Raw genomic sequence first — 23,520 nt, forward strand, 5'->3', positions numbered from 1 at the left:
TGCCACCCGAAGTGAGGGAACACGTGACGGCCACACCGAAGGACAGCAACCCGGACTCGGTACCGGGTGGGACGACCGCCGACCCGGCGACAGTCTTTGCGGCCCTCGCCGAGATCATCTATCAGGGCGCCCAACCCGCCGAGATGTACTCCGCGATCTGCATCGCCGCCACCCTGATCGTTCCGGGGTGTGACCATGCCAGCTTGCTGGTCCGCACCAATGACCGCTACATCACCGTCGGCGCCAGCGACCGGCTGGCCCAGCACGTCGACGAACTCGAGCGCAAAGCCGGCGACGGCCCGTGCATCGACGCCATCGAGGAAGAAACGCCGCAGATCGAAACGGACCTGACCACTCCGACGCAATGGCCGAAGTTTGCGGCCGCGCTTCTGGCCCAAACACCGGTACGCGCGCCATGGGATTCCGGCTGCTGGTCGACAAGCGCAAGGGCGCCGCACTCAACCTATTCAGCGAAACCCCCAACAGTTTCGATACCGAGTCCGCCGGCCGTGCGGCGGTGCTGGCATCGTTTGCGAGCGTGGCGGTCAACGCCATCGCACACGGCGAGGATGCCGCCAGCCTGCGCCGCGGGCTGCTCAGCAACCGCGAGATCGGAAAAGCCGTCGGCATGTTGATGTTGCTGAATGGGTTCACCGAGGAAGAGGCGTTCGACCTGCTCCGCCACCATTCCCAGAGCCTCAATATCAAGCTCGCCGATGTTGCCCGCACCGTCATCGAAAACCGTGGCCAGCTGCCCCCCGAAGCCCTCGAAACCGACGACACGGCCAACCCCACCGTCAGCGGCTAGGAGAACTATTCGGGCAGCCTCAGCTCGGGCTTCTCCACCTCTTCGATGTTGACGTCCTTGAAGGTGACCACCCGCACCTGCTTGACGAACCGAGCCGGCCGGTACATGTCCCATACCCAGGCATCGGCCAGTCGTAGCTCGAAATACACCTCGCCATCGGCGTTGCGCGGCACCATCTCCACGCTGTTAGCCAGGTAGAAGCGTCTCTCGGTTTCCACGACGTAGCTGAACTGGCCGACGATGTCCTTGTATTCGCGGTACAGCGAGAGCTCCATCTCGGTTTCGTACTTCTCGAGATCCTCTGCACTCATCTGCTCAGACGTCCTTCTCCCAACAATTTGCCAGATCTCCCGCTCGGGGCCCTGCAGGACTCCGCGCGCCACCGGCGGCGCCGATCGCCGCCCGGTCGGAAATCTTGCCCCATCTTTCCCTACCCGGTTCCGTCACGCTCTTGGGGAGGGTCCGCTTCGCGCTCGGCCGTCGCGGCGCCGTTGGACCGGGTGGCCACTCGGCGAACGTTGATGAACGACCGACGATGCTCGGGGCAGGGCCCTAGCTGGGTCAGCGCCAGGGTGTGTGCGCGGGTGCTGTAGCCCTTGTGCTCGGCGAATCCGTATCCGGGGTACTGGGTGTCCATCGCCACCATCAGCCGATCGCGGCTGACCTTTGCCAGCACGCTGGCCGCGGCAATGCAGGCGGCGGCCGCGTCGCCACCGATCACCGGCAGCGACGGCACCGACAGTCCCGGGACCCGAAAGCCGTCGCTGAGCACATAGCCGGGGCGCACCGACAGCCCGGCCACCGCCCGCCGCATGCCTTCGATGTTGGCCACGTGCACACCACGACGGTCGACCTCCACCGACGGAATGAACACCACGTGATAGGCCAGGGCATAGCGGCAGATCAACGGGAACAGCTTTTCCCGAGTCTTTTCGGTGAGTTTTTTCGAATCGTCGAGGGCGGCCAGGCTCTCGTAGCGATTCGGCCCGAGTGCGCAAGCGGCGACCACCAGCGGGCCCGCGCACGCACCTCGCCCCACCTCATCCACACCGGCTACCGGTCCCAGACCGCTGCGCTGCAGCGCGGACTCCAGAGTGCGCAGTCCGGAAGACTTGCGGATCACGGTTCGTGGCGGCCAGGTGGTGGCCACGGTTAATGGCCCGTTTGGGGGTTCACCGAACGCACCACGCCCCACCGCGACGGCGGCCACACGATGAACCGCGCCTTGCCGATGACGTTGGCCACCGGCACGGTGCCGGCCATGGCGTCCCCGGTGCACAGCATGGGGCAATGTGCCCGCGAATCCGCCGAGTGGGTCCGATTGTCGCCCATCACCCACAGCCGGCCCGCCGGGACGGTCACCGGCCCGAATTCGCTGCCCAGGCAGGGGTAGACGGATGGGTCAGCCAGCATGGTGGCCGGATCCAGATATGGCTCCTTGAGCGGCTTACCGTCGACGGTCAACCCGGTGTCGGAGCGGCATTGGACGGTCTGTCCGCCCACCGCGATGACGCGTTTGACCAAATCGTTCTCGTCCGGGGGCACGAAACCGATGAACGAGAGGGCGTTTTGCACCCAGCGCAGCGCGGTGTTGCTCGAACGTATCGACTTGTAGCCGACGTTCCACGACGGTGGCCCCTTGAAGACGATGACGTCACCGGGCTTGGGTGAAGTGAACCGGTAGGTGAGCTTGTCCACCATGATGCGGTCACCGACGCAGGTCGAACACCCGTGCAGGGTGGGCTCCATCGACTCCGACGGAATCAGGTATGGACGCGCCACAAACGTCAACATCACGTAGTAGATCACTATCGCGATGACGGCCAGGGTCGCGAATTCACGCAGGGTCGATTTCTTGGCCGGCTTCGACTCGTCCTCGTCGGCCGCCCTCGACTCCGCCCCAGGTTCTTCCTGAGCCGCCGCACCCGGGGCATCAGCACCTCGAGCAGCGAGCGGCGCCTCCGACTGACCTGCGTCGGGCTCGCGCTCAGATGGGGAGTCCGTGGTTTCGGTCACGTGATCAGCGTAGCCAGCGCGCGCCGTAGCCTTCGAGACTGGCGAGCCACTGGCGAGTTGAACCGCCCGTGGTGCCCAGGCAGGCCGGGATGGCCACCAAGGCCGCGCCGGTCAGCGCTTCTCCTTGATCTTGGCCTTCTTGCCGCGCAGTTCACGAAGGTAGTACAGCTTGGCGCGACGAACGTCACCACGCGTTACCACCTCGATGTGGTCGATGTTCGGCGAGTGCACCGGGAACGTCCGCTCGACGCCGACGCCGTAGCTTTCCTTGCGCACTGTGAACGTCTCGCGGATGCCCCCACCCTGCCGGCGAATCACCACACCCTTGAACACCTGGATACGCTCCTTGGCGCCCTCGATGACTTTGACGTGCACATTGATGGTGTCGCCCGGGCTGAAGGCCGGGATGTCGTCGCGCAGCGACGCCTGGTCGACGAAGTCCAGCCTGTTCATTGGAAAGACACTTCCTCCGGATCGCGGCTCGGCAGACCGCATACACGCAGGCACGCGGCACTTACCAAGCCAATGGATATGGGCTTTATGGGTGTATCTCGCAACAGGCGGAGCAAGCGGCCCGCCGACAACTGCTAAAGACAACTGGCCAATTGTGCCAGACGGTACGCATGCAGTGAAAATCACAGGAAATCCGGGCGGTTCACATCGTCCGCAAAGCGCCTGCAAGTGGTACATAAGACAGGTGCCAAACCGCGCAGGCCGAACCCTCAGCTTTGCGTGATTCCCGGGGCAGATGGCAGTGCGGCCGCCACACTTGCGCGTCTTCGCGTTACCGGAGAGTGCTGAAGGAGAAGCATGCGAGCACGGCCGCTGACGATGCTGACCGCCGCGGCGGCGGTGGCATTGGTGGTATCGCTGGTGCTCACCGGTTGCGAGGCAAAGGTGCAGGCCAAGGCGTATGGGACCGATGATCGCGAATCATCCCGGCAACAATCCCAGCCCCAGCAGCAACAGCTGATCGAACTGCTGCTGCGTGCCATCACGCCGCCCGAAGATCCGGCCGCGCTATTGCCCTCGGCCGGTCTGGTCGGGGTTCAAGAACGCATCCAGCGGGCAACCGAGGAAGCCGCCGCCAAGGGCGCCACCATCACGGTCGCGATCCTGGACCGCGCTACCCACCAGCTGGTCTCCAACGGCAAGACCTCGATCATCGCCACCGCCTCGGTGTCCAAGCTGTTCATCGCCGACGAGTTGTTATTGCGGGCGTCCCAGGGCAAGAACACCCTTTCTGCCCAGGATCGCCAGGCCCTCGAAAACATGCTGCGCTCATCGGATGACGGCGCCGCCGAGCAGTTCTGGGGCGAGCTCGGCGGCGATGCCATCGTCACCGAGATCGCGACCCGGTACGGATTGGCCGCCACCGCACCACCCAGCGACGGGCGCTGGTGGAACACCTTCAGTTCCGCACCTGACCTGATCCGCTACTACGAGATGTTGCTCGACGGGGAGGGTGGGCTGCCGTTGCAGAGTGCCGCCATCATCGTCAACGACCTGGCCCAGTCCACTCCGAACGGAATCGACGGCTACCCACAACGGTTTGGCATCCCCGACGGCCTCTACGCCGAACCGGTCGCGGTCAAGCAGGGGTGGATGTGCTGCATCGGCGCCGACTGGATGCATCTGTCGACCGGAATCATCGGCTCGGACCGCCGCTACATCATGGTGATCGAATCGCTGCAGGCCTCCGATGACGCCACCGCGCGCGAAACGATCACCCAAGCCGTCAAGACGATCTTTCCCGCCGGCCGGATCTGACCCGGTCCAGCGCGGGCCCTACGGCCCCGCAACGCCCCTCTTGCCGGCGAGCAGACGCGGAATCGCGCCAAACCGCTTCGCGATGTGCGATTCCGCGTCTGCTCGGCAGGGCTACTCCGGTGGCGCGAGGTCGGGCCGGCGCTCCCGGGTGCGCCGCAACGAGACCTCCCGGCGCCAAGTGGCGATGCGCGCGTGGTCACCGGAGAGCAGGATCTCGGGCACGTCGAGCCCCCGCCAGCTCGGTGGCCGGGTATAGCTGGGCCCCTCCAGCAACCGATCCAGTTCCGGCGAAAACGAATCCTCTTGGTGGGATGCGGGATTGCCCAGCACTCCGGTCAACAATCGCAGCACGGCCTCGATCATCACCACCGCCGCGGACTCCCCGCCGGGCAGGACATAGTCGCCGATCGAGACTTCCTCGACCCGCATGCGCCGGGCCGAGTCCTCGGCGACCCGCTGGTCTATCCCCTCATACCGGCCGCAGGCGAACACCAAGTGCTGCTCGGCACTCCACCGTTGCGCGGTGGCCTGGTCAAACAGCGAGCCGGCGGGCGTCGGGACAACCAGAAGCGTTTCAGCCGAACATATTTCGTCGAGCGCTTCCCCCCAGACCGGCGCCTTCATGACCATTCCGGGCCCGCCGCCGTAGGGCGAGTCGTCTACCGAGTGGTGCACGTCGTAGGTCCACCGGCGCAGGTCATGCACCTGTAGGTCGACGAGGCCCGACGCAATCGCCCTGCCCGGCAACGATTGCCGCAGCGGGTCCAGGTACGCCGGGAAAATCGTCACCACGTCGATTTTCATGACACCCCTAGGACCCCAGGTCCAGCAGCCCGTCGGGCGGGTCGATCTCGAGAATGCGATCGTCCAGCGACACCGACGTGACGATCGCGCCGACGAACGGCACCAACACCTCGCCGGAATCACATTTGACCGCCAGCAACTCGCCGGCACCGGTGTGCAGTACCTCGGCGACCACTCCGACGTCTTGGCCCGCCGTGGTCCGGACCCGAAGTCCCTCCAACTGGTGGTCGTAGTAGGTGTCGGGCTCCTCGATCGGCGGCAGGTCGGCGGAATCGATGACGAACAGACTGCCACGCAGCCCATCGGCCGTGTCCCGGTCGTTCACCCCGGCCAATCGCACCAGCAGCCGCGCACCGTGCTCACGCACGCCTTCGATCACATAATTGCGGCCGGTGCGGCCGTCTCGGGATCTCTTGGCGCGCAGGCTGGCGCCCGGCGTGAACCGGCGGTCCGGTTCGTCGGTTCGGATCTCGACGACAACCTCGCCGGTAATCCCGTGCGCTTTCACCACGCGCCCGATTACCAGCTCCATCGGTGCTCCATGAGCAAGGCTTCGCTACTGGTCGGTGTCCACCACGTCAACGCGGATACCACGGCCGCCGATGCCGGCGACCAGTGTCCGCAGTGCCGTTGCGGTACGTCCCCCGCGCCCGATCACCTTGCCCAAGTCGTCGGGGTGGACGTGGACTTCGACGGTGCGTCCGCGACGGCTCGTCACCATGTCCACCCGCACATCGTCGGGGTTGTCCACGATTCCGCGGACCAGATGCTCGACAGCGTCGACCACGACAGTGCTCATAGCGGTCGTCAGCTCTCGGCCGATTCGGTCTGCTCACCCTCGGCGGAAGCTTCCACCTTCTCGGCCGCCGCATCGGCGTCGCCTTCGCCGCCCTTGGCCTTCTTGGCCGGCGACTTCTTCTTCGGCTTGGTGGCCTCGGTGGTGGGACCACCCTCGGCGGCAGCCAACGCGGCGTTGAACAGTTCGAGCTTGCTGGGCTTGGGCGGCTTGACCTTCAACCGGCCCTCGGCGCCGGGCAGGCCCTTGAACTTCTGCCAGTCACCGGTGATCTTGAGCAGCTTGAGAACGGGTTCGGTGGGCTGCGCCCCCACGGACAGCCAGTATTGGGCCCGCTCGGAGTTGATCTCGATCAGGCTCGGCTCTTCCTTGGGGTGGTAGCGGCCGATGACCTCGATCGAGCGACCATCACGCCGGGTGCGAGCGTCCGCCACCGCGATGCGGTACTGCGGGTTACGGATCTTGCCGAGCCGGGTGAGCTTGATCTTTACAGCCATGAAAGCGATTTCTCCTGTGTGTGCACGCTGCAATTCAGCGATCCGGGCGGGATGCCGGGAACCGGTTTTGCCTCGCGTGTTCGACCACCGGGCGGTATCGCAACGATGCACGGTCGCGCGGTGGACAGCCGCCCATTGTGCCAGAGCACCCTGCGATCCCGGAAATTCGCTCGATCCGCCAACGCACCGCTGGGGCGCGCCGGCGTCAGGGGCGTCGATCGAAGCACTTCGTTTCGGCGCGGCGGCTCATCCGCCAGCCCTCGGCGGTGCGCACGAACTCGTCGTCGTACCAGAGCCCGAGCAACATGGTGGTGGGCTTCTCGCCGGCGAACACCATCGGGTTGAAGCAGAAAGTGCGCGCGGTCGCGGTGTCGCCGGCGAGCCGAATCGATGGCAGACCCAGCATCTGCGCGTAGTTGGCGAAGTTGGGCAACACCTCGGCAAGCCACGCCTTGACGTGCGGGTACTGGCCGTCGATGCCGCCCATCGCGCGGTAGTCGATATAGGCGTCCGGGGTGAACACCTTGTCGAGGTCATCGAATCGGCGCAGGTCAATGGCGGTGGAGTAGTCCACGAGCAGCTGCTGGATCTCTAACCGGTCAGAAATTTCGGGCAGGCTCAACATGATTCGATTCAACACCGCCGATCCGTTCGAAAATAGGCGTCCCGAAGCCGCGGAAGTTACACTTTGCGCCCATGCGAAAGGTCATGGCCGTAGCCGCGGTGCTGCTCACGGCCGCCACCATCAGCGGTGCCACCGCATCGGCCGATACCGAAATGCAGCCGGCCGGATCGGTGCCAATCCCCGACGGTCCCGCACAGACCTGGATCGTCGCCGATCTGGACACCGGCCAGGTGCTTGCCGGGCGCGACCAGAATGTCACCCACCCGCCCGCGAGCACCATCAAGGTGCTCCTGGCTTTGGTGGCGCTCGACGAACTCAACCTGAACTCGACCGTCGTCGCAGACGAGGCCGACACGCACGTGGAGTGCAACTGCGTCGGCGTCAAAGCGGGTCACACCTACACCGCCCGTCAACTGCTCGACGGCCTGCTGCTGGTGTCGGGCAACGATGCCGCCAATACGCTGGCGCAGATGCTCGGCGGCCAGGACGCCGCGGTCGCCAAGATGAACGCCAAGGCCGCCGCGTTGGGCGCCATGAACACCCACGCGGCCACTCCCTCGGGATTGGACGGCCCCGGCGGGTCGGGATGGTCGACCGCTCATGACCTCGCGGTGATCTTCCGCACCGCGATGGCTAATCCGGTGTTCGCGCACATCACCGCGGAGCCGTCGGCGATGTTCCCCGGCGAGGATGGTGAGCACCCGATCGTCAACCAAGACGAGCTGTTACAGCGCTATCCGGGCGCGATCGGGGGCAAGACGGGCTACACCAACGCCGCCCGCAAGACCTTTGTCGGTGCGGCGGCCCGAAACGGCCGCCGGCTGGTGATTGCCATGATGTACGGGCTGGTCAAAGAGGGCGGGCCCACCTACTGGGACCAGGCCGGAAGTCTTTTCGACTGGGGATTCGCCCTCAACCCGCAGTCCGGCATCGGATCTCTGTAGCCGCCGGCGGGCTCGACCGCTAGGGAGCGGTATCCGGCACCGCGGCGCTCAGTAGCGCGGCGAGCACCGGGATTCGCTGCTCGTCGATGTCCGGCTGAGGCAACACCGCCCCCACGATCGCGGCTCCGTCGAACACGTTGGTCAACACCGCCACGATGGCCGGGAAGGTCTCCTCCGGGAAGCCCTCAGCGCCGGGCAGGGTGCGCGCGGCGTCGTAGATCTTGGCGCGATATTGCCCCAGCACGTGCTGCAGGGTTTCTTTGAGCTTGTCGTCGGTGCGCGCCGCGATCATGAGTTCATACAGCACCGCGTTGGTCGCCCCGGCGGTGATGTCGCGCAGTATTGCCAGCGCCGCTTCCAGCGCCGGCCGGTCCGCGGGTATTTCGGCGACTTGCTTGGTGAAGATGTCCAGTTGCCGGCGCAGCACCTCGTAGGCGGTCGCCGCCATGAAGTCGCCCATCGTCTCGAAGTGACGGAACAGAGCGCCCACCGACACGCCGGCACGCTTGGTGATGATGGCCGCCGACGCCCGGGCGTATCCAACCTCGACGATGGTGTCGATGCTGGCCTGCAGCAGCCGCGCGACGGTTTCTTCGCGGCGTTGCTGCTGGGTCCGGGCCATCTCAGGCGCTGACGCTAGCTGCCGTGTATCGCTGCCCCGCCCTCAGGTACCGGCCCGACCGCACCGTTTGACCATAGCCGTCCCGGAACTGGCCGGTGCCGAACACCACGGCACCGGCCACACCGGTGGCGATCACGGTCGCGTCGTTGCGATTGACCATGCGCGACAGGCCGCCATAGAACGGCACCTGCGCCTCGTGATAGCCGTCTACCGATTCGTCGCGGTGGGCCGGGTCGATCACCACGAAGTCCGCGCGGTCACCCTCGCGCAACGTGCCGGCATCGACGCCAAACCACTCGGCCAGTTCACCGGTCAGGCGATACACCGCCTGCCGCAGGGACAGGAACGGCTTTCCGGCCCGCTCGGCGTCCCAGGTTCGCTTGAGCAACCGCAAGGGGAAGTTGTAGAAGGCCATGTTGCGCAGGTGCGCGCCGGCGTCGGAGAAGCCCATGTGAACGCCGGGCTCGGCGGCCAGCTTGTTGAGCTGTTTGGGACGGTGGTTGGCGACGACGGTCGTCCAGCGCACGTTGCGTTCGCCGTTTTCGACGAGCACGTCGAGGAACGCATCGAGTGGATGCAGCCCGCGCTCGTCTGCGATGGCCCCGAAGCTCTTGCCGATCAACGACTCGTCGGGGCACTCGACGATCACTGCGTCGTGAAAGTCTTTGTTCCACAAGGACGGTCCGAGTTTGGTGCGGTCGAATTCACGCCGAAACTCGCGACGGTAGGACTCGTCGGCCAACAACTGGTTGCGCTGCACTTGTTCGCGAAGGTGCAACGCCGCGGTGCCGGCGCCGAACTCCTCGAAGACCGGCAGGTCGATTCCGTCGGAGTAGAGCTCGAACGGCACCGGCAGGTGCTGGAATCGGACGCTGGCGGCCAACAGCTTGTTCAGCAGCCGGGCACCCAATCCGAACGTGTGCACCGCCATCGGCATCGACTTGGAGTCGGCAGAGACCAGCAAGCTCATCCGAACTCCCTTGCGGCGGTTCAGGATCCGACTGCTGGCCAGGAAGAACAGCAGCGCCGAAGCGGGCTTGTCGACGTTGGGTGCGCTCTGCAGGATTCGCCCGCGCTTGCGCAAAACTTTGATCAGCCGGCGCCGTTCCCGCCACGTCGCGAAGGTCGACGGCAGCGCGCGCGACCGGAAGCGCTCACCGTCGAGCTTGTCGATCGCCGAGTCCATCCCGGACATGCCGAGCATCCCGGCATCTAGTGCCTCATCGAGCAGCGTGGCCATGCGCCCCAGCTCGGCTTCGCTGGGCCGCACGCTCGCGTCGGTGGCGCGTTCGAGCCCGAGGACGGTGGCTCGCAGGTCCGAATGACCAAGCAGTGAGCTCACATTCGGCCCAAGCGGCAGGGAGTCGATGGCCGTGATGTATTCGGCCGCGTTCGACCATGCGCGTTCGCTCTTGGCGGCGGACAAGGCACCCAAGACGAACTGGCGCGGCACCGCCTCGACCCGACTGAACAGGTCGGCGGCATCTTCGGCGCCCGCGTAGACCGTCGACAGGGAGCAGTTTCCGAGCAACACCGTGGTGACACCGTGGCGCACCGACTCGCGCAGCCCGGGATCGAGTAGCACCTCGGCGTCGTAGTGGGTGTGCACGTCGATGAAGCCGGGCATGACCCACTTCCCGGCCGCGTCGATGACCTGGGCGCATCCGGTCTCATCCAGCGGGCCTGCCGACACCGTCGCCACCATGCCGTCGCGGATTCCGAGCGTGCGGGTTTGCGGCGCGCTGCCGGTTCCGTCGAACCAGAGTCCGTCACGGATGATCACGTCGTAGGTCACAGTTCCTCCAGATTGCGGGTTGCAGACAATCTAACATAGATAGCGATCACTCGCAATCTTTTTTGGATTCGCGCTCCTCCCCCATTTGTGCTGGGCAGTTATCGATCAGCGGCCGGGGCCCGACGGCGCAGTGGTCGGGGTGACCGTTGGCGTCTCGGACGGGGACTCGGACGTGGCAGGCGCCTGAGGGGCTTTGGGGATCGTCACCGGGTTGGGCACCTTGATCCCAGGCGGAATATCGCCACTGCGGCTAGCCACCGCGGGGATCCGGATCACGGCCGATTGTTGGCCGCACTCATTGGTTTCCACGGTGACCACCAGAGCACCGACGAGGTCACCCGTGGATTGCGGGCGCAGCGTCAGCACCTGCACTGTGGTCTGGGTGTTCGCCTCGCCATTGGGCCCGATGCAGGCAAACCGCACCGTATCGGGCCGCGATCGCCACTGACCTTCGGAAAACTCCATGATGATGGGGGGAATCCCCTGCTTGGCCTGCCCATGACCGTAGCCGTCGAGCATGGCGGCAGCCGCGAGGCACCCCGTCGGTATGCACGAGGATTGGATGGCCCACCAGGTGGTCACATTGGGCGGCTGTGGGCTGGGTCTGCCGTTGTAGAGCTGCTTGGCGCGTTGAATTTCGATGCTGTAGGTGCCGTCCAGGGGCTCCGGGGTGGCGGCCTGGGGGCTGGTGGCCGACGTGCTGGGCGCGGGCGGTGAACTGGTTGCGGGGGCCGCTGCTGGAGGTGGGCTGCTGGTTATCTCACGCAGGCTCGGGATGGCGACGGCCAGCATGCCCACCGACAGGATCGCGACCACCGACCCGATGAGAATGCGCCGTAGCCTGCGCTTGCGCGGTTCACGGCCCGCCGCGGAGAATTCGTTGAGCCGCCGTGCCAGCGACGCTGCCACCGCCTGCAGCAGGGTGGCGGGCGGCTGGGGAGCCATCGGCATGGGTCCGGGGTGGACCGGGGGCTGCGGCGGTGCGACCGCCGGCCAGCCGTAGGCCGGGTAGTCAAGGACCTCGCGGTCCTGGCTCGCACCGGTGGCCCCGGCCTCCGGAGAGAGGTCCCAGGACGCGCCCACCTCCATGTCGTCCCGGCCGGCAGCGCCGAAACTGCCCCCGACCTCATCGCGCAGCGCATCCGCTAGCTCGTGGCAGGTCCGGAAGCGGCCGGCCGGCTCGGTTGCCAGCGCTCTGGCGAACAGCGCATCCAGCCGTGCCAGGTCGGGACGCAGGTCGCTGAGTTTGGGCGCCGCGGATGGGGAACCGCCACCCGGGGCCGCGCCGGTGAGCAGGATCATGGCGGTGGCCGCCAACGCATGCTGGTCGGAGCGCCCGTCGGCCTCGGCGCCGGTGAGTTGTTCGGGCGCCACAAATCCGGTCGCGTCGCCCGGCGCGCCGTGGGGAGCGGCTATGCCGAAGCCTTTCAACAGGATCCGGGGTTGGCCCTCCCCCGCATTCGTCATCACGATGTCGGCGGGTTTGACGTCGCCGTGGACGAGCCCGCGTTGATGGGCATAGTCGAGGGCGTCGGCAACCGGAGCCACGATCTCGAGTACCTCGCCGACCGGCAAGACCGCGGGAAACCGATCGCGCATCAGTTGCCCGACATCGATGCCCTCGATGTAGTCCATCGCGATCCACAGCCTGCCGTCCAGCTCACCGTGGGCGCGAACCTCCACGATGTGCGGGTGATAGAGCCTGGCCGCGATCGCGCTGTCGCGCTCGAATCGCCGGCGGAATGCGTCATCCGACGACCACGACTGCGGAAGGATCTCGAGCACCTGCCAGCCCGGAAAGCCGGGTTCGCTAACCAGATAGCTCTCACCGGTCGCGTCCGCGCGCAACCTGCGAACCACGGTGTAGCCGGCATAGACCGCACCGTTGTCCAACGCCATTTCGCGATAGTAGCCAGGCGCGAGTAGCCGCGCACGACCGCCGCTGAGCTAGCGGTGACCTAGTTGGTTGGGGCGATAGGTCCGGCCGCGCAGGATCACCAGATCCGGCCGGTTAAGTATTGCGGCACCCCGACGGGGGTCTTCGGAAAAGCACACCAGGTCCGCCGATGCCCCGTGCTCTACCGTGGGCCGGCCCAGCCAGCGCCGCGCCTCCCAGCACGCGGCACCCAGCGCCTCGGTGGCGCTCATTCCGATCTTCTTGAGGGCTTCGACCTCGTCGGCGATCCGCCCGTGTTGGATCGTGCCGCCCGCGTCGGTGCCGGCGTAGATCGCAATCCCCGCCTCGCGCGCCGCCGCGACCCGCGGGTAGGTGCTCGCATACAGGTCGCGCATGTGGGCGGCGTAGGTCGGATAGCGGACGGCGGAATCGGCGATGCCGGGAAAGTTCTCGACGTTGATCAGCGTGGGGACCAGAGCGGTCCCGTGGTCGCGCATGAGCGAAATCGTGTCGTCGGTCAGGCCGGTGCCGTGCTCGATGCAGTCAATCCCGGCGTTGATCAATCCGGGCAGCGCATCCTCTCCGAAAACGTGCGCGGTGACCCTGGCACCGTTGGCGTGTGCCGCGTCGATGGCGGCTTTGAGTACCTCGTCGGACCACAGCGGGGCGAGATCGCCGATTTGGCGGTCGATCCAGTCCCCGACCAGCTTGATCCAGCCGTCGCCGCGGCGGGCTTGGGCGGCCACCGCGGCGGGCAACTCGGATTCGTCTTCGAGTTCTGGCGCGAATCCCGGAATGTAGCGTTTCGGTCTGGCCAGATGGCGGCCCGCGCGGATGATTCGCGGCAGGTCTTCGCGGTCGTCGAGGGGGCGGGTGTCAGTGGGTGCCCCGCAATCGCGCAGCAGCAGCGCCCCCGCGTCGCGTTCGGCTTCGGCTTGGGCGATGGCCTGGTCAAGCTCGATGGCACCTTGGTGGCCCAGCCCAACGTGGCAATGCGCGTCGACCAGCCCGGGCAGAATCCAGCCGCCGTCGAAGACCGTGTCGGCGCCGCTGACCGGCTCCGTGCTGATGTGGCCGTCGACGATCCACAGCTCGACCGCAGTCTCGTCGGGCAGCCCCCGCCCCCGCACGTGCAGTCGCACGGCGGACTACTTCTTGCCCGGGAAATTCAGCTTGGACAGGTCGAAGTCGGCCAGGCCGGGCGGCAGCTCATCGAGCCCTTCGGGCATCTGCGACAGATCCGGGAATCCGGCCCGCATACCCGGCATACCCGGCATACCCGGCATACCCGGCATGCCCGGCATGCCGAAGGGGCTTTTCACCTTCGGCGGAGTCGGACCGCGGGCGCCCCCCTTCTTGCCCTTCTTGCCGGCCTTGCCTTTTGCACCCTTGCTTTTTCGGGTCGCGGACTTGCGCCCCATGCCGGGGATGCCCATGCCGCCGAGCATCGACGACATCATCTTGCGAGCTTCGAAGAAGCGGTCGACCAGCTGGTTGACCTCCGACACCGATACACCGGAGCCGTTGGCGATACGCAGCCGCCGCGACGCATTGATGATTTTGGGGTCGGCCCGTTCTTCGGGTGTCATACCGCGGATGATGGCCTGGATCCGATCCAGGTGCTTGTCGTCGACCTCGGCCAGCGCATCCTTCATCTGCGCACCACCGGGCAGCATGCCCAGCAGGTTGCCGATCGGGCCCATCTTGCGCACCGCGAGCATCTGCTCGAGGAAGTCTTCCAGGGTCAGTTCGCCGGCGCCGATCTTGGCGGCGGCTTGTTCGGCCTGCTCGGCGTCAAAGACCTGTTCGGCCTGTTCGATCAGGCTCAACACGTCGCCCATGCCCAGGATGCGACTGGCCATGCGGTCCGGGTGGAAGACGTCGAAGTCCTCGAGCTTCTCCCCGGTTGACGCGAAAAGGATCGGAACGCCGGTCACTTCGCGGACCGACAACGCGGCACCACCGCGGGCATCGCCGTCGAGCTTGGTCAGCGCCACCCCAGTGAAGCCGACCCCTTCCCCGAATGCCTGGGCGGTGGCCACGGCGTCCTGGCCAATCATCGCGTCCAGGACGAACAGCACCTCGTCGGGGTTGATGGCCTTGCGGATGGCCGAGGCCTGGGCCATCAACTCCTCGTCGATGCCCAACCGGCCGGCGGTGTCCACGATGACGACGTCGAAATGCTTGGCCTGGGCTTCGGCCAGCCCCGCCGCGGCGACGGCTACCGGGTCGCCGGGGCCGGATTCGGGCGAGGCGCCCGGATGCGGCGCGAATACCGGCACCCCGGCCCGCTGGCCGACCACCTGCAGCTGGTTCACTGCGGCCGGTCGCTGCAGGTCACACGCCACCAGCAGCGGCGTGTGGCCTTGGCCGCGAAGACGTGCGGCCAACTTGCCGGCCAGCGTCGTCTTGCCGGACCCCTGCAGACCGGCCAGCATCACCACGGTCGGCGGTGTCTTGGCGAAAACCAACTCGCGCGTCTGGCCGCCGAGGATGCCGACAAGCTCCTCGTTGACGATCTTGACAACCTGTTGCGCCGGGTTGAGGGCTCCGGATACCACGGCCCCACGGGCGCGTTCTTTGATCCGGTGGACAAAAGCCTGAACCACCGGCAACGAAACGTCGGCCTCGAGCAGGGCCAGCCGGATCTCACGGGCAGTGGCATCGATATCGGCGTCGGTGAGGCGGCCCTTGCCGCGCAGCCCCTGCAGGGCACCGGTCAACCGGTCGGACAGCGATTCAAACACGACCGCCAGCCTAATGCGTAATCATGGTGCGGCACCGTCGTGGCCCTTGGTCCGCTCGCCGGCGCGACAAATCCCGCCGTGCCACAGCGCGACCTCCCGCCGCGATTGAAAGCCCGCCGGAAGGGCTAACCAAGCCCCATGGTTGCGTTCCGAGTTATCGATCCGCACGGCGCGATCGTCGCGACGAAGAACTGCGACAGCGCCGAGGACGCACACACGTGGTTCACCGGCTCGGTTGCGGGCAGTTCCCGGCTGGGCTGGCGGTTGGAGGTCAACGACGGCGGCCAGTGGGCGTTCTTCGACGACACCGGCGGATTCACCGCGCCGGCAAGCCGCCACCGAGCGTCCGGGTAGCTCCCAGCACCGCACCGGCCGGTGTCGTGCACGTGCCGAAATGTGTTGTCATGCTAGATTTCACACTCGCCAAGTCGTCGACCGGCCGATGAAGACCGTCGTGAGCTGCGCCGCGAGGGCGCCGCGAGGGCACCGCGCGGCAGCGACGCCGCGGATCCGGGGCTTGGCAGTGGCTCGATTGGTGAACGCCAGGCGCGGCCGAACAGCTACGGGGGGAGCAAGGTCGATGCAGTCGGTAAGCCCCGCCGAACCCATCATCGAGGGCACTCGACCGCTGCGCAGCTGGCAGCGCAGGGCGCTGGTGAAGTACCTGGGCACCCAGCCGCGTGATTTCCTGGCGGTGGCCACCCCCGGGTCCGGCAAGACGGCATTCGCCCTGCGGATCGCGGCCGAAGCGCTTGGTCAGCGGGCCGCAGAGCAGATCACGGTGGTGGTGCCCACCGAGCATCTCAAGACCCAGTGGGCGCAGGCGGGCGCTCGGCTGGGCCTCTCGCTGGACCCGAAGTTCAGCAACTCCAACGCCCAGACTTCGGCCGAGTATCACGGCGTGGTGGTCACCTATGCCCAGGTCGCAGCGCATCCGACGCTGCACCGGGTGCGCACCGAGCAGCGCAAGACCCTGGTCATCTTCGATGAGATCCACCACGGCGGCGATGCCAAGACCTGGGGCGACGCGATCCGGGAGGCGTTCAGCGACGCGTCGCGCCGGCTCGCGCTGACCGGGACGCCCTTCCGCAGCGACGACTCCCCCATCCCGTTCGTCAACTATGAGCCCGACGGGGAAGGTGTGTTGCGCTCCCAGGCCGACCACACCTACGGCTACGCGGAGGCCCTTGCCGACGGCGTGGTCCGGCCGGTGGTGTTCCTCGCCTACTCCGGGCAGGCCCGCTGGCGCGATAGCGCGGGCGAAGAGCACGAGGCGCGACTGGGCGAGCCGCTGTCGGCCGAACAGACCGCACGGGCGTGGCGCACGGCGCTGGATCCGGCCGGCGAATGGATGCCCGCGGTGATCGCGGCCGCGGACCGGCGACTGCGTCAGTTGCGCGAGCACGTGCCCGATGCCGGGGGCATGATCATCGCCTCCGACCGCACCGCCGCCCGCGCCTACGCCGCGTTGCTGCAGAAGATGACCGGGGAAACACCCACGGTCGTGCTCTCCGACGACCCCGGATCATCGGAACGGATCACGGAATTCTCCAACAGCACCAGCCGCTGGCTGGTCGCGGTGCGCATGGTGTCCGAAGGCGTCGACGTGCCCCGCCTGTCCGTGGGGATCTACGCCACCAGCGCTTCGACACCGTTGTTCTTCGCGCAGGCCATCGGCAGATTCGTCCGGTCCCGCCGACCGGGCGAAACCGCGAGCATTTTCCTGCCCTCGGTGCCCAACCTGTTGCAGTTGGCCAGCGAACTCGAGGCCCAGCGCAACCACGTGCTGGGCAAACCGCATCGCGAATCCCTCGATGATCCGCTCGACGGCGATCCGGCCACCAAGACACAAGACGAGCAGGGCGATCTCGAGAAGGGCTTCACCTCGCTAGGAGCCGACGCCGAACTCGATCAGGTCATCTTCGACGGCTCCTCGTTCGGGACCGCCACCCCGGCGGGCAGCGACGAGGAAGCCGATTATCTGGGCATCCCCGGCCTGCTGGATGCCGATCAGATGCGCGCCTTGCTACACCGTCGCCAAGACGAACAACTGCAGAAGCGGGCCCAGCTGCAACAAGGGGTCACACAAGTCGGGACGCTGGCCGAGCCGGCCACCACCCACGGCCAGATCCGCGAGCTGCGCCGCGAGCTCAACACCCTCGTGTCGATAGCCCACCACCGGACCGGCAAGCCGCACGGATGGATCCACAACGAACTGCGGCGGCGCTGCGGTGGACCACCGATCGCCGCGGCAACCCGCGACCAGCTCAAGGCGCGCATTGACGCGGTGCGCCAACTCAACGCCGAACATGGGTGAGGCCGGCCGGCCCCCGGTTCGCACGGCTAGTCGCCGACGGGCTCGTCGAGCAGCACGTCCGCGGACCCACCCAGCACGGCCGAGAGCTGCTGCTCCATCGCGGCCCGTGCTTGGGGCTCCTCGAGCCCGGCCGAAACCGTCACGCAGAACACGTCTGCGGCGGTCGAACCGAACGTGTTCACCTTGGCCCAGACGATGTCTGCGCCCGCCCGTTCCAGCGCGCGCGTCAGCAGCGCGAGCAGTCCCGGCCGGTCCATCGAACGAACTTCGAGCACCAGCTGATCGGGGGCGGCGGAGTCGAGCCAAAGGATGCGCGGCGGCGCGGTCGAACGCGTGACCGGCACCCCCGCGACCACCTCGCCGGCTCGCTGGGACGCGTTGCTGGTGGCCTCGCTGTCCCGCTTTTCCACCATGGCGAGGGCGTCGATGTCGCCGCTGAGCGCGCCGACGAACTGCTGACGCAACAGGTCGGCGGCGGCCGGGGTGCCGAAAAGCGGGGACACCACGAATTGGGTGATCGCGACGCCCTCGTGGCTGTTCACCCACGCCGAATGCACACCCAGCGAATTCAGCGCCAACACCGCCGCCGCCTTGGACACCAACCCGGGCTTGTTCGGAGCGGCCATCACCACCTGGTACATGCGAGCACTCTCGCCGGGCGCGATCTCCACGTGCACTCCGTGGTCGGCCGACAGCGAAACATAGTGTGGTGCTTCGGGATCGGCACGCGGCAGCGGTTCGCCCGCCATCGCCAAGCGGCAGCGCGACACCAGGTCGTCGACCAGCGACGCCTTCCAGTCACTCCACACACCCGGACCGGTCGCCTTCGAGTCCGCTTCGGTCAGCGCACGCAGCACCTCGAGCAATTGCGGATCCCCGCCCAGGGCCTCCGACACCCGCGTGATGGTGCTGGGGTCATTCAGGTCGCTTCGGGTGGCCACGACCGGTAGCAACAAGTGGTGGCGGACCAGCTTGGACAGCAGATCGATGTCGGGGGCGGAAATGCCCAGCCGCTGGCCGATCGCCACGACCATCTCGGCGCCGAGCACGCTGTGATCGGCTCCCCTGCCCTTGCCGATGTCGTGCAACAGCGCGCCGAGCGCAAGCAGGTCGGGCCTGGCCACCTGCGTGGTGAGCGGCGCCGCCTGCACGGCGGTCTCGATCAGATGGCGATCCACCGTCCATTTGTGGGCCACGTCGCGCGGCGGCAGGTCTCGGATCGCACCCCACTCCGGCAACAGGCGCCCCCATAGCCCGGTGCGATCGAGCGCTTCGATGGTCACCACCGCGGTAGGACCGGCCAGCAGCACCACCAGCAGGTCGTCGAGGACCTCTCGGGGCCACGGCGTCGGCAATTCCGCAGCGCTGTCGGCCAACCGGCGCAGCGTGGCGGCACCGATCGGCAACCCGGCGTGGGCCGCCGCGGCGGCCACCCGCAGCACCAGACCGGCATCTTGTTCGGGTTGGGCATCGCGGGCCAGCACGATTTCGTTGGCACATTCGACCACGCCCTCGTCCAGCGGGCGCCGCTTGGGGCGCCGCCGCAGGGCTGAGATGCCGCGCCGGGGCAGGGCATTGCAGGCGGTCCGCAGCCCGCTTTCGGCGTGGTAGGCGATGGTGCGGCCAGCACTGGACAGCATCCGGGCCAGGTCGAACCGATCACCGAAATGCAGCGCCGCGCTGATGTCGTCGGCATGTTGAGCCAACAGCAGGTCGCGGCCACGGCCGGAGACCCGGTGCAACTCGGTACGCACATTGAGCAGGGTGAGGTATGCGGCATCCAGTGAACCCACCGGCATGTCGGGCGTGACCAGGCCGTGGCGATCGATGAGCTGGGCGATCGCCAGCGCGTCAAGCAACTGGACATCGCGCAGGCCACCGCGACCCGACTTCAGATCGGGCTCGGCGCGGTTGGCGACGCGCCCGCAGCGCAGCCAACGGTCGTGGGTCATGTCGACGAGTTCGTTCATCCGCGAACGGATTCCGCTGCGCCACTGGCGGCGTACGCCGTCGATCAAGCTCGCCGAGAGCTGTTGGTCCCCGACGATGTGGCGGGCTTCCAACATGCCCAGCGCGGCCGCCATGTCGGCACCGGCCACACCCAGGGCATCCGAGACGGTGCGCACACTGTGGTCCAGCCGAATGTTGGCGTCCCACAGTGGATACCACAGCGCATCGGCGACATCGCCCAGTTCCTCGACGGGTTTGCCGTCGTGCAACAGCACCAGATCCAGGTCCGAATACGGCAGCAGCTCGCGCCGGCCGAGCCCGCCGACCCCGACGATCGCATAACCGCTGTCATCGGCGATCCCGATCTGCGCGGCCTTGACGATCAGCCAGGACTCATGCAGATCCAGCCACGCCTGCCGCAACTCGGCCGGATCCATGTCGCGATGATCATCGGACAACAACTGGCGCCGCGCGGCAGCCAAATCGCTTGCCGCGCGGACACTCCCCGGCTCCATGACCTCCGAATCAGATAGCCCGGACGGGTCCGGCCGGTGCTGTCTCACGCCCGGCCGGCCTATCCGGATTCGTTGCGCAATGCGCGGCTATTCTCACAGCGCGTCAGGTCCGCGTTCACCCGTGCGTACTCGCACGATGGTGTCCACGGGGCTGACCCACACCTTGCCGTCGCCGATCTTTCCGGTGCGCGCGGCCCGGACGATGCTGTCCACGACCTTGTCCACGATGGAGTCGTCGACCACGACCTCGATTCGGACCTTGGGCACGAAGTCCACCGAATATTCGGCGCCCCGGTAGACCTCGGTGTGCCCCTTTTGCCGCCCATAGCCCTGGATCTCGCTGACCGTCATTCCCAAGACTCCAGCTTCTTCGAGGCTGGTCTTGACGTCGTCGAGGGTGAACGGCTTTACGATCGCTGTGATCAGCTTCATTTCGGCTCCGCCTCCACTTTCTCGCCTACTCGCTCCTCTAGGCCGTTACGCGAATCCGCGACGATGCCGGGACGAGGTAGAACCGAACCGCTAGCGACCGCGAAGTCGTAGCCGTTCTCGGCGTGCTCAGCCTCGTCGATGCCCGCGGACTCCTGCTCCGGACCCAGACGCAACCCGATGGTGTACTTCAGGATCAAAGCAAGGATGAACGTGATTACACCAGAATAGATGAGAACGCTAGAGGCTCCGACAGCTTGTCGTACCAGCTGATCGAAGCCGCCGCCGTAGAACAGGCCCTTGGAGACACCCTCGACTCCGTTGATGGCCGGGCTCTCCGGGGCGGCCATCAGGCCCACCAGCAAGGTGCCGGCCAGACCACCGATCAGGTGCACGCCGACCACGTCGAGCGAGTCGTCGAATCCAAGTCTGAACTTCAATCCGACCGCCAGCGCACACAGCACCCCGGCTACCGCGCCGACCACCAGCGCGCCCAGCACGTTGACCGAAGAGCACGACGGGGTGATGGCAACCAACCCGGCGACAATGCCCGAGGCGGCACCCAGCGTGGTCGCCTTGCCGTCCCGGATTCGCTCGGTGAGCAGCCAGGCGAGCATCGCCGCGGCCGTAGCGACGGTGGTGGCGACGAACGTCGTGGCCGCGGTGCCGTTGGAGCTGGTCGCCGAACCGGCGTTGAACCCGTACCAGCCGAACCACAGCAGCCCCGCCCCGAGCATCACGAACGGCAGGTTGTGCGGTCGGAACAGCGTCGTGGGCCAACCGCGGCGCTTGCCCAGCACCAGCGCCAGCACCAAGCCGGCCACACCGGCGTTGATGTGGACCGCGGTTCCCCCCGCGAAGTCGATCGCGTGCAGCTTGTTGGCGATCCAGCCGCCGGTGGCAGCGGTGACGCCGTCGAACGAGAAGACCCAGTGCGCGACCGGGAAGTAGACGAAGGTCGCCCACAGTCCGGCGAACAGCAACCAGGCGCCGAACTTGAGCCGGTCAGCCACCGCCCCCGAGATCAGTGCGACCGTGATGATGGCGAACATCAGCTGGAATGCCACAAACACCGTCATGGGCAGCGAACCGGCCAGCGGGATGTCCACCGCCGCGGTCTGCGTGGCGGGATCCGCGGGCGCCCCATTGCCCCCGATCAGCCCCTTCAACCCCAGGTATTCGGTCGGGTTTCCGGCGACGCCGCCCATGTCGTTGCCGAAAGCGACCGAGTAGCCGTAGAGCACCCACAGCACGGTCACAACGCCCATCGCGCTGATGCTCATCATGATCATGTTCAGCACGCTCTTGGCGCGCACCATGCCGCCATAGAAGAACGTCAGCCCCGGCGTCATCAGCAGCACGAGCGCGGAACTCGCCAGCATCCAGGCAGTGTCGCCGGTGTCGGGCACGCCCATTATCGGGAAGTCACTCACTCGTTATCACCTCCAGTCAGCGTTGGGAGGGCCCCAGATTTGTTGACTGGTGACCTGATCCAGAACCATGCGCAGTAGTTGTTGCAGCAATGGTGCCGACGTGTTTCATCAGGATTAACGTAAAACTTGCTGTGGAGTAGCTTTCAGCCGAGCAGGGCGTCGACAAACGCGGCGGGTTCGAACGGCGCCAGGTCGTCGGGGCCTTCGCCGAGCCCAACCAGCTTCACCGGCACGCCGAGTTCCTGTTGAACGCGAAAGACAATGCCGCCCTTGGCTGTTCCGTCCAGTTTTGTCAGCACCACCCCGGTGATGTCGACGACCTCGGCAAAGACCTTGGCCTGAGCCAGCCCGTTCTGCCCGATGGTGGCGTCGAGCACCAGCAACACCTCGTCGACGGCCGCGCGCCGAGTCACCACACGCTTCACTTTGCCCAGCTCATCCATCAGGCCGACCTTGGTGTGCAGCCGACCGGCGGTATCGATGAGGACGACGTCGGCGCCCGCGGCAACCCCCTTGTCGACGGCATCGAAGGCCACCGATGCCGGATCGGCTCCCTCGGCCCCGCTGACCACCTCCGCGCCCACCCGGGCCGCCCATGTCTGCAGCTGGACCGCCGCCGCCGCCCGGAAGGTGTCCGCCGCACCCAGCACCACTCGCCGGCCATCGGCCACCAGCACCCGCGCCAGCTTGCCGACCGTGGTGGTTTTGCCGGTTCCGTTCACGCCGACCACCAGCAGCACCGACGGATGGTCCGGATGCGGCAACGCGCGGATCGAACGATCCATGTCGGGTTGCAGCGCCTTGATCAGAACATCGCGCAGCACCGCCCGGGCGTCATCCTCGCTACGGACATTGCCGCTGGCCAGCCGGCTGCGCAACTGTGACACCACCGCCTCGGTGACAACCGGCCCGAGGTCGGCGACCAACAGGGTGTCTTCGACGTCCTGCCAGGAGTCCTCGTCCAGGTCACCGCCGCCGATCAGGCCCAGCACACTGCGCCCGAGCGCGTTCTGCGACTTGGCGAGGCGTCCGCGCAGGCGCTCCAAGCGGCCTTCCGGCGGCTCGATGACCTCGGCCTCGGCAACCTCGGGCGCTTCGGGCGCTTCGGGTGCTTCGGGCGCTTCAGGCACTTCGGGCGCTTGGGGGGTCTCAGGTGCGACCGGCGGCGCCACCGGTTCTGCGGCAACCGGGGCGGGGGTCTCGGGTTCGGGCTCGATTTCTGGTAGATGAACCTCGGAGATGGTGCGTTTCGGGGCGTCGCGCGGGATGGTCGCGTCGTCGCCGACCGCGGGCAGGCCGCTGGTGTCTATCCGATCGGCCGGTTCGGTGGTCGTTGGCGTCTGGCTGAAGGTGATGCCCGAGGACGCCGTGTAGCCGCCCGAACGGTCTTTGGACTCCACCTCCGGCCGGGCCGCCAGGCTGATCCGGCGCCTGCGGTAGCGCAACAGACCCACAACCAGCGCGACGATGACAAGCAATGCGGCAATGACCGCGATCGCGACCCACAGACCTTCCGACACGCTGACAATCCTTCCAGTGCTAGACGCGAGGCAGT

21 protein-coding genes and 2 pseudogenes are annotated in these 23,520 nt (G+C 66.9%); 5 read left to right on the forward strand and 18 right to left on the reverse strand.

Annotation, left to right across the window (positions count from 1 at the left end):
- Window positions 1-23 precede the first annotated feature (23 nt).
- Window positions 24-808: pseudogene (locus MPSD_RS19905) on the forward strand (ANTAR domain-containing protein).
- 5 nt (window positions 809-813) lie between these two features.
- Here MPSD_RS19905 and MPSD_RS19910 read toward each other — a convergent pair.
- The 4 genes and pseudogenes from MPSD_RS19910 to rplS all read right to left on the reverse strand — a co-directional run bounded on the left by MPSD_RS19910 (window position 814) and on the right by rplS (window position 3,277).
- A complete protein-coding gene (locus MPSD_RS19910) occupies window positions 814-1,119 on the reverse strand; it encodes a DUF2469 domain-containing protein (protein WP_012393608.1) in 306 nt (101 codons plus the stop codon).
- Between the two features lie 4 nt (window positions 1,120-1,123).
- A pseudogene (locus MPSD_RS19915) lies at window positions 1,124-1,958 on the reverse strand (ribonuclease HII).
- A 2-nt stretch (window positions 1,959-1,960) separates the two neighbouring features.
- Complete coding sequence (gene lepB, locus MPSD_RS19920) at window positions 1,961-2,824, reverse strand: signal peptidase I (protein WP_020786558.1); 864 nt, start codon at window positions 2,822-2,824, stop codon at window positions 1,961-1,963.
- 111 nt (window positions 2,825-2,935) lie between these two features.
- Window positions 2,936-3,277, reverse strand: a complete 342-nt coding sequence (rplS, locus tag MPSD_RS19925; protein ID WP_012393605.1) for a 50S ribosomal protein L19 — start codon at window positions 3,275-3,277, stop codon at window positions 2,936-2,938.
- Window positions 3,278-3,634: 357 nt separating this feature from the next.
- On the opposite strand from rplS, the gene MPSD_RS19930 reads away from it, so the two are divergent.
- Window positions 3,635-4,594, forward strand: coding sequence for a serine hydrolase (locus MPSD_RS19930; protein WP_020786557.1), 960 nt, complete (start codon window positions 3,635-3,637; stop codon window positions 4,592-4,594).
- Between the two features lie 111 nt (window positions 4,595-4,705).
- Here the strand turns inward: MPSD_RS19930 and trmD are convergent, their stop codons facing one another.
- From trmD to MPSD_RS19955, 5 genes are all read right to left on the reverse strand, one after another.
- Window positions 4,706-5,398: a tRNA (guanosine(37)-N1)-methyltransferase TrmD gene (trmD, locus tag MPSD_RS19935; RefSeq protein ID WP_011740102.1), complete on the reverse strand. Its 693-nt coding sequence runs from the start codon at window positions 5,396-5,398 to the stop codon at window positions 4,706-4,708.
- 7 nt (window positions 5,399-5,405) lie between these two features.
- Complete coding sequence (rimM, locus tag MPSD_RS19940; RefSeq protein WP_086085326.1) at window positions 5,406-5,930, reverse strand: ribosome maturation factor RimM; 525 nt, start codon at window positions 5,928-5,930, stop codon at window positions 5,406-5,408.
- A gap of 24 nt (window positions 5,931-5,954) precedes the next feature.
- Window positions 5,955-6,197: an RNA-binding protein gene (locus MPSD_RS19945; protein ID WP_003878715.1), complete on the reverse strand. Its 243-nt coding sequence runs from the start codon at window positions 6,195-6,197 to the stop codon at window positions 5,955-5,957.
- A gap of 8 nt (window positions 6,198-6,205) precedes the next feature.
- Window positions 6,206-6,691, reverse strand: a complete 486-nt coding sequence (gene rpsP, locus MPSD_RS19950; protein WP_011740100.1) for a 30S ribosomal protein S16 — start codon at window positions 6,689-6,691, stop codon at window positions 6,206-6,208.
- A gap of 205 nt (window positions 6,692-6,896) precedes the next feature.
- Window positions 6,897-7,316, reverse strand: a complete 420-nt coding sequence (locus MPSD_RS19955; RefSeq protein WP_086085328.1) for a nuclear transport factor 2 family protein — start codon at window positions 7,314-7,316, stop codon at window positions 6,897-6,899.
- 71 nt (window positions 7,317-7,387) lie between these two features.
- Between MPSD_RS19955 and MPSD_RS19960 the strand changes: the two genes are divergently transcribed.
- Complete coding sequence (locus tag MPSD_RS19960; RefSeq protein WP_015355181.1) at window positions 7,388-8,260, forward strand: D-alanyl-D-alanine carboxypeptidase family protein; 873 nt, start codon at window positions 7,388-7,390, stop codon at window positions 8,258-8,260.
- 19 nt (window positions 8,261-8,279) lie between these two features.
- Here the strand turns inward: MPSD_RS19960 and MPSD_RS19965 are convergent, their stop codons facing one another.
- The 5 genes from MPSD_RS19965 to ffh all read right to left on the reverse strand — a co-directional run bounded on the left by MPSD_RS19965 (window position 8,280) and on the right by ffh (window position 15,321).
- On the reverse strand, window positions 8,280-8,882 hold the full coding sequence (locus tag MPSD_RS19965) for a TetR/AcrR family transcriptional regulator (RefSeq protein WP_012393599.1): 603 nt from the start codon (window positions 8,880-8,882) through the stop codon (window positions 8,280-8,282).
- A 1-nt stretch (window position 8,883) separates the two neighbouring features.
- On the reverse strand, window positions 8,884-10,707 hold the full coding sequence (locus MPSD_RS19970) for an N-acyl-D-amino-acid deacylase family protein (protein WP_086085325.1): 1,824 nt from the start codon (window positions 10,705-10,707) through the stop codon (window positions 8,884-8,886).
- A gap of 75 nt (window positions 10,708-10,782) precedes the next feature.
- Window positions 10,783-12,576 (reverse strand): serine/threonine-protein kinase, encoded by a 1,794-nt coding sequence (locus tag MPSD_RS19975; RefSeq protein WP_020786553.1) that lies wholly within the window; start codon window positions 12,574-12,576, stop codon window positions 10,783-10,785.
- A 48-nt stretch (window positions 12,577-12,624) separates the two neighbouring features.
- Window positions 12,625-13,716 (reverse strand): metal-dependent hydrolase family protein, encoded by a 1,092-nt coding sequence (locus tag MPSD_RS19980; RefSeq protein ID WP_015355179.1) that lies wholly within the window; start codon window positions 13,714-13,716, stop codon window positions 12,625-12,627.
- Window positions 13,717-13,722: 6 nt separating this feature from the next.
- Window positions 13,723-15,321 (reverse strand): signal recognition particle protein, encoded by a 1,599-nt coding sequence (gene ffh / locus MPSD_RS19985; protein ID WP_086085324.1) that lies wholly within the window; start codon window positions 15,319-15,321, stop codon window positions 13,723-13,725.
- Between the two features lie 138 nt (window positions 15,322-15,459).
- Between ffh and MPSD_RS19990 the strand changes: the two genes are divergently transcribed.
- Together MPSD_RS19990 and MPSD_RS19995 are read left to right on the forward strand one after the other, a co-directional pair.
- On the forward strand, window positions 15,460-15,675 hold the full coding sequence (locus MPSD_RS19990) for a hypothetical protein (RefSeq protein ID WP_011740092.1): 216 nt from the start codon (window positions 15,460-15,462) through the stop codon (window positions 15,673-15,675).
- A gap of 226 nt (window positions 15,676-15,901) precedes the next feature.
- Complete coding sequence (locus MPSD_RS19995) at window positions 15,902-17,638, forward strand: DEAD/DEAH box helicase (RefSeq protein ID WP_020786551.1); 1,737 nt, start codon at window positions 15,902-15,904, stop codon at window positions 17,636-17,638.
- A gap of 26 nt (window positions 17,639-17,664) precedes the next feature.
- Here MPSD_RS19995 and MPSD_RS20000 read toward each other — a convergent pair whose 3' ends face one another.
- The 4 genes from MPSD_RS20000 to ftsY all read right to left on the reverse strand — a co-directional run bounded on the left by MPSD_RS20000 (window position 17,665) and on the right by ftsY (window position 23,485).
- Window positions 17,665-20,103, reverse strand: a complete 2,439-nt coding sequence (locus MPSD_RS20000) for a [protein-PII] uridylyltransferase (RefSeq protein ID WP_086085323.1) — start codon at window positions 20,101-20,103, stop codon at window positions 17,665-17,667.
- Between the two features lie 93 nt (window positions 20,104-20,196).
- Window positions 20,197-20,535 carry a nitrogen regulatory protein P-II gene (gene glnB, locus MPSD_RS20005; RefSeq protein WP_012393592.1) on the reverse strand — a complete coding sequence of 113 codons (339 nt, stop codon included), beginning with the start codon at window positions 20,533-20,535 and terminating at the stop codon, window positions 20,197-20,199.
- Window positions 20,532-21,965, reverse strand: coding sequence for an ammonium transporter (locus MPSD_RS20010; protein WP_020786549.1), 1,434 nt, complete (start codon window positions 21,963-21,965; stop codon window positions 20,532-20,534). Before MPSD_RS20010 ends, glnB begins: the two co-directional genes overlap by 4 nt.
- A 143-nt stretch (window positions 21,966-22,108) precedes the next feature.
- Window positions 22,109-23,485, reverse strand: coding sequence for a signal recognition particle-docking protein FtsY (ftsY, locus tag MPSD_RS20015; protein WP_015355175.1), 1,377 nt, complete (start codon window positions 23,483-23,485; stop codon window positions 22,109-22,111).
- Between the last annotated feature and the right edge of the window lie 35 nt (window positions 23,486-23,520).

Source organism: Mycobacterium pseudoshottsii JCM 15466, from assembly GCF_003584745.1.
Classification (GTDB): domain Bacteria; phylum Actinomycetota; class Actinomycetes; order Mycobacteriales; family Mycobacteriaceae; genus Mycobacterium; species Mycobacterium marinum.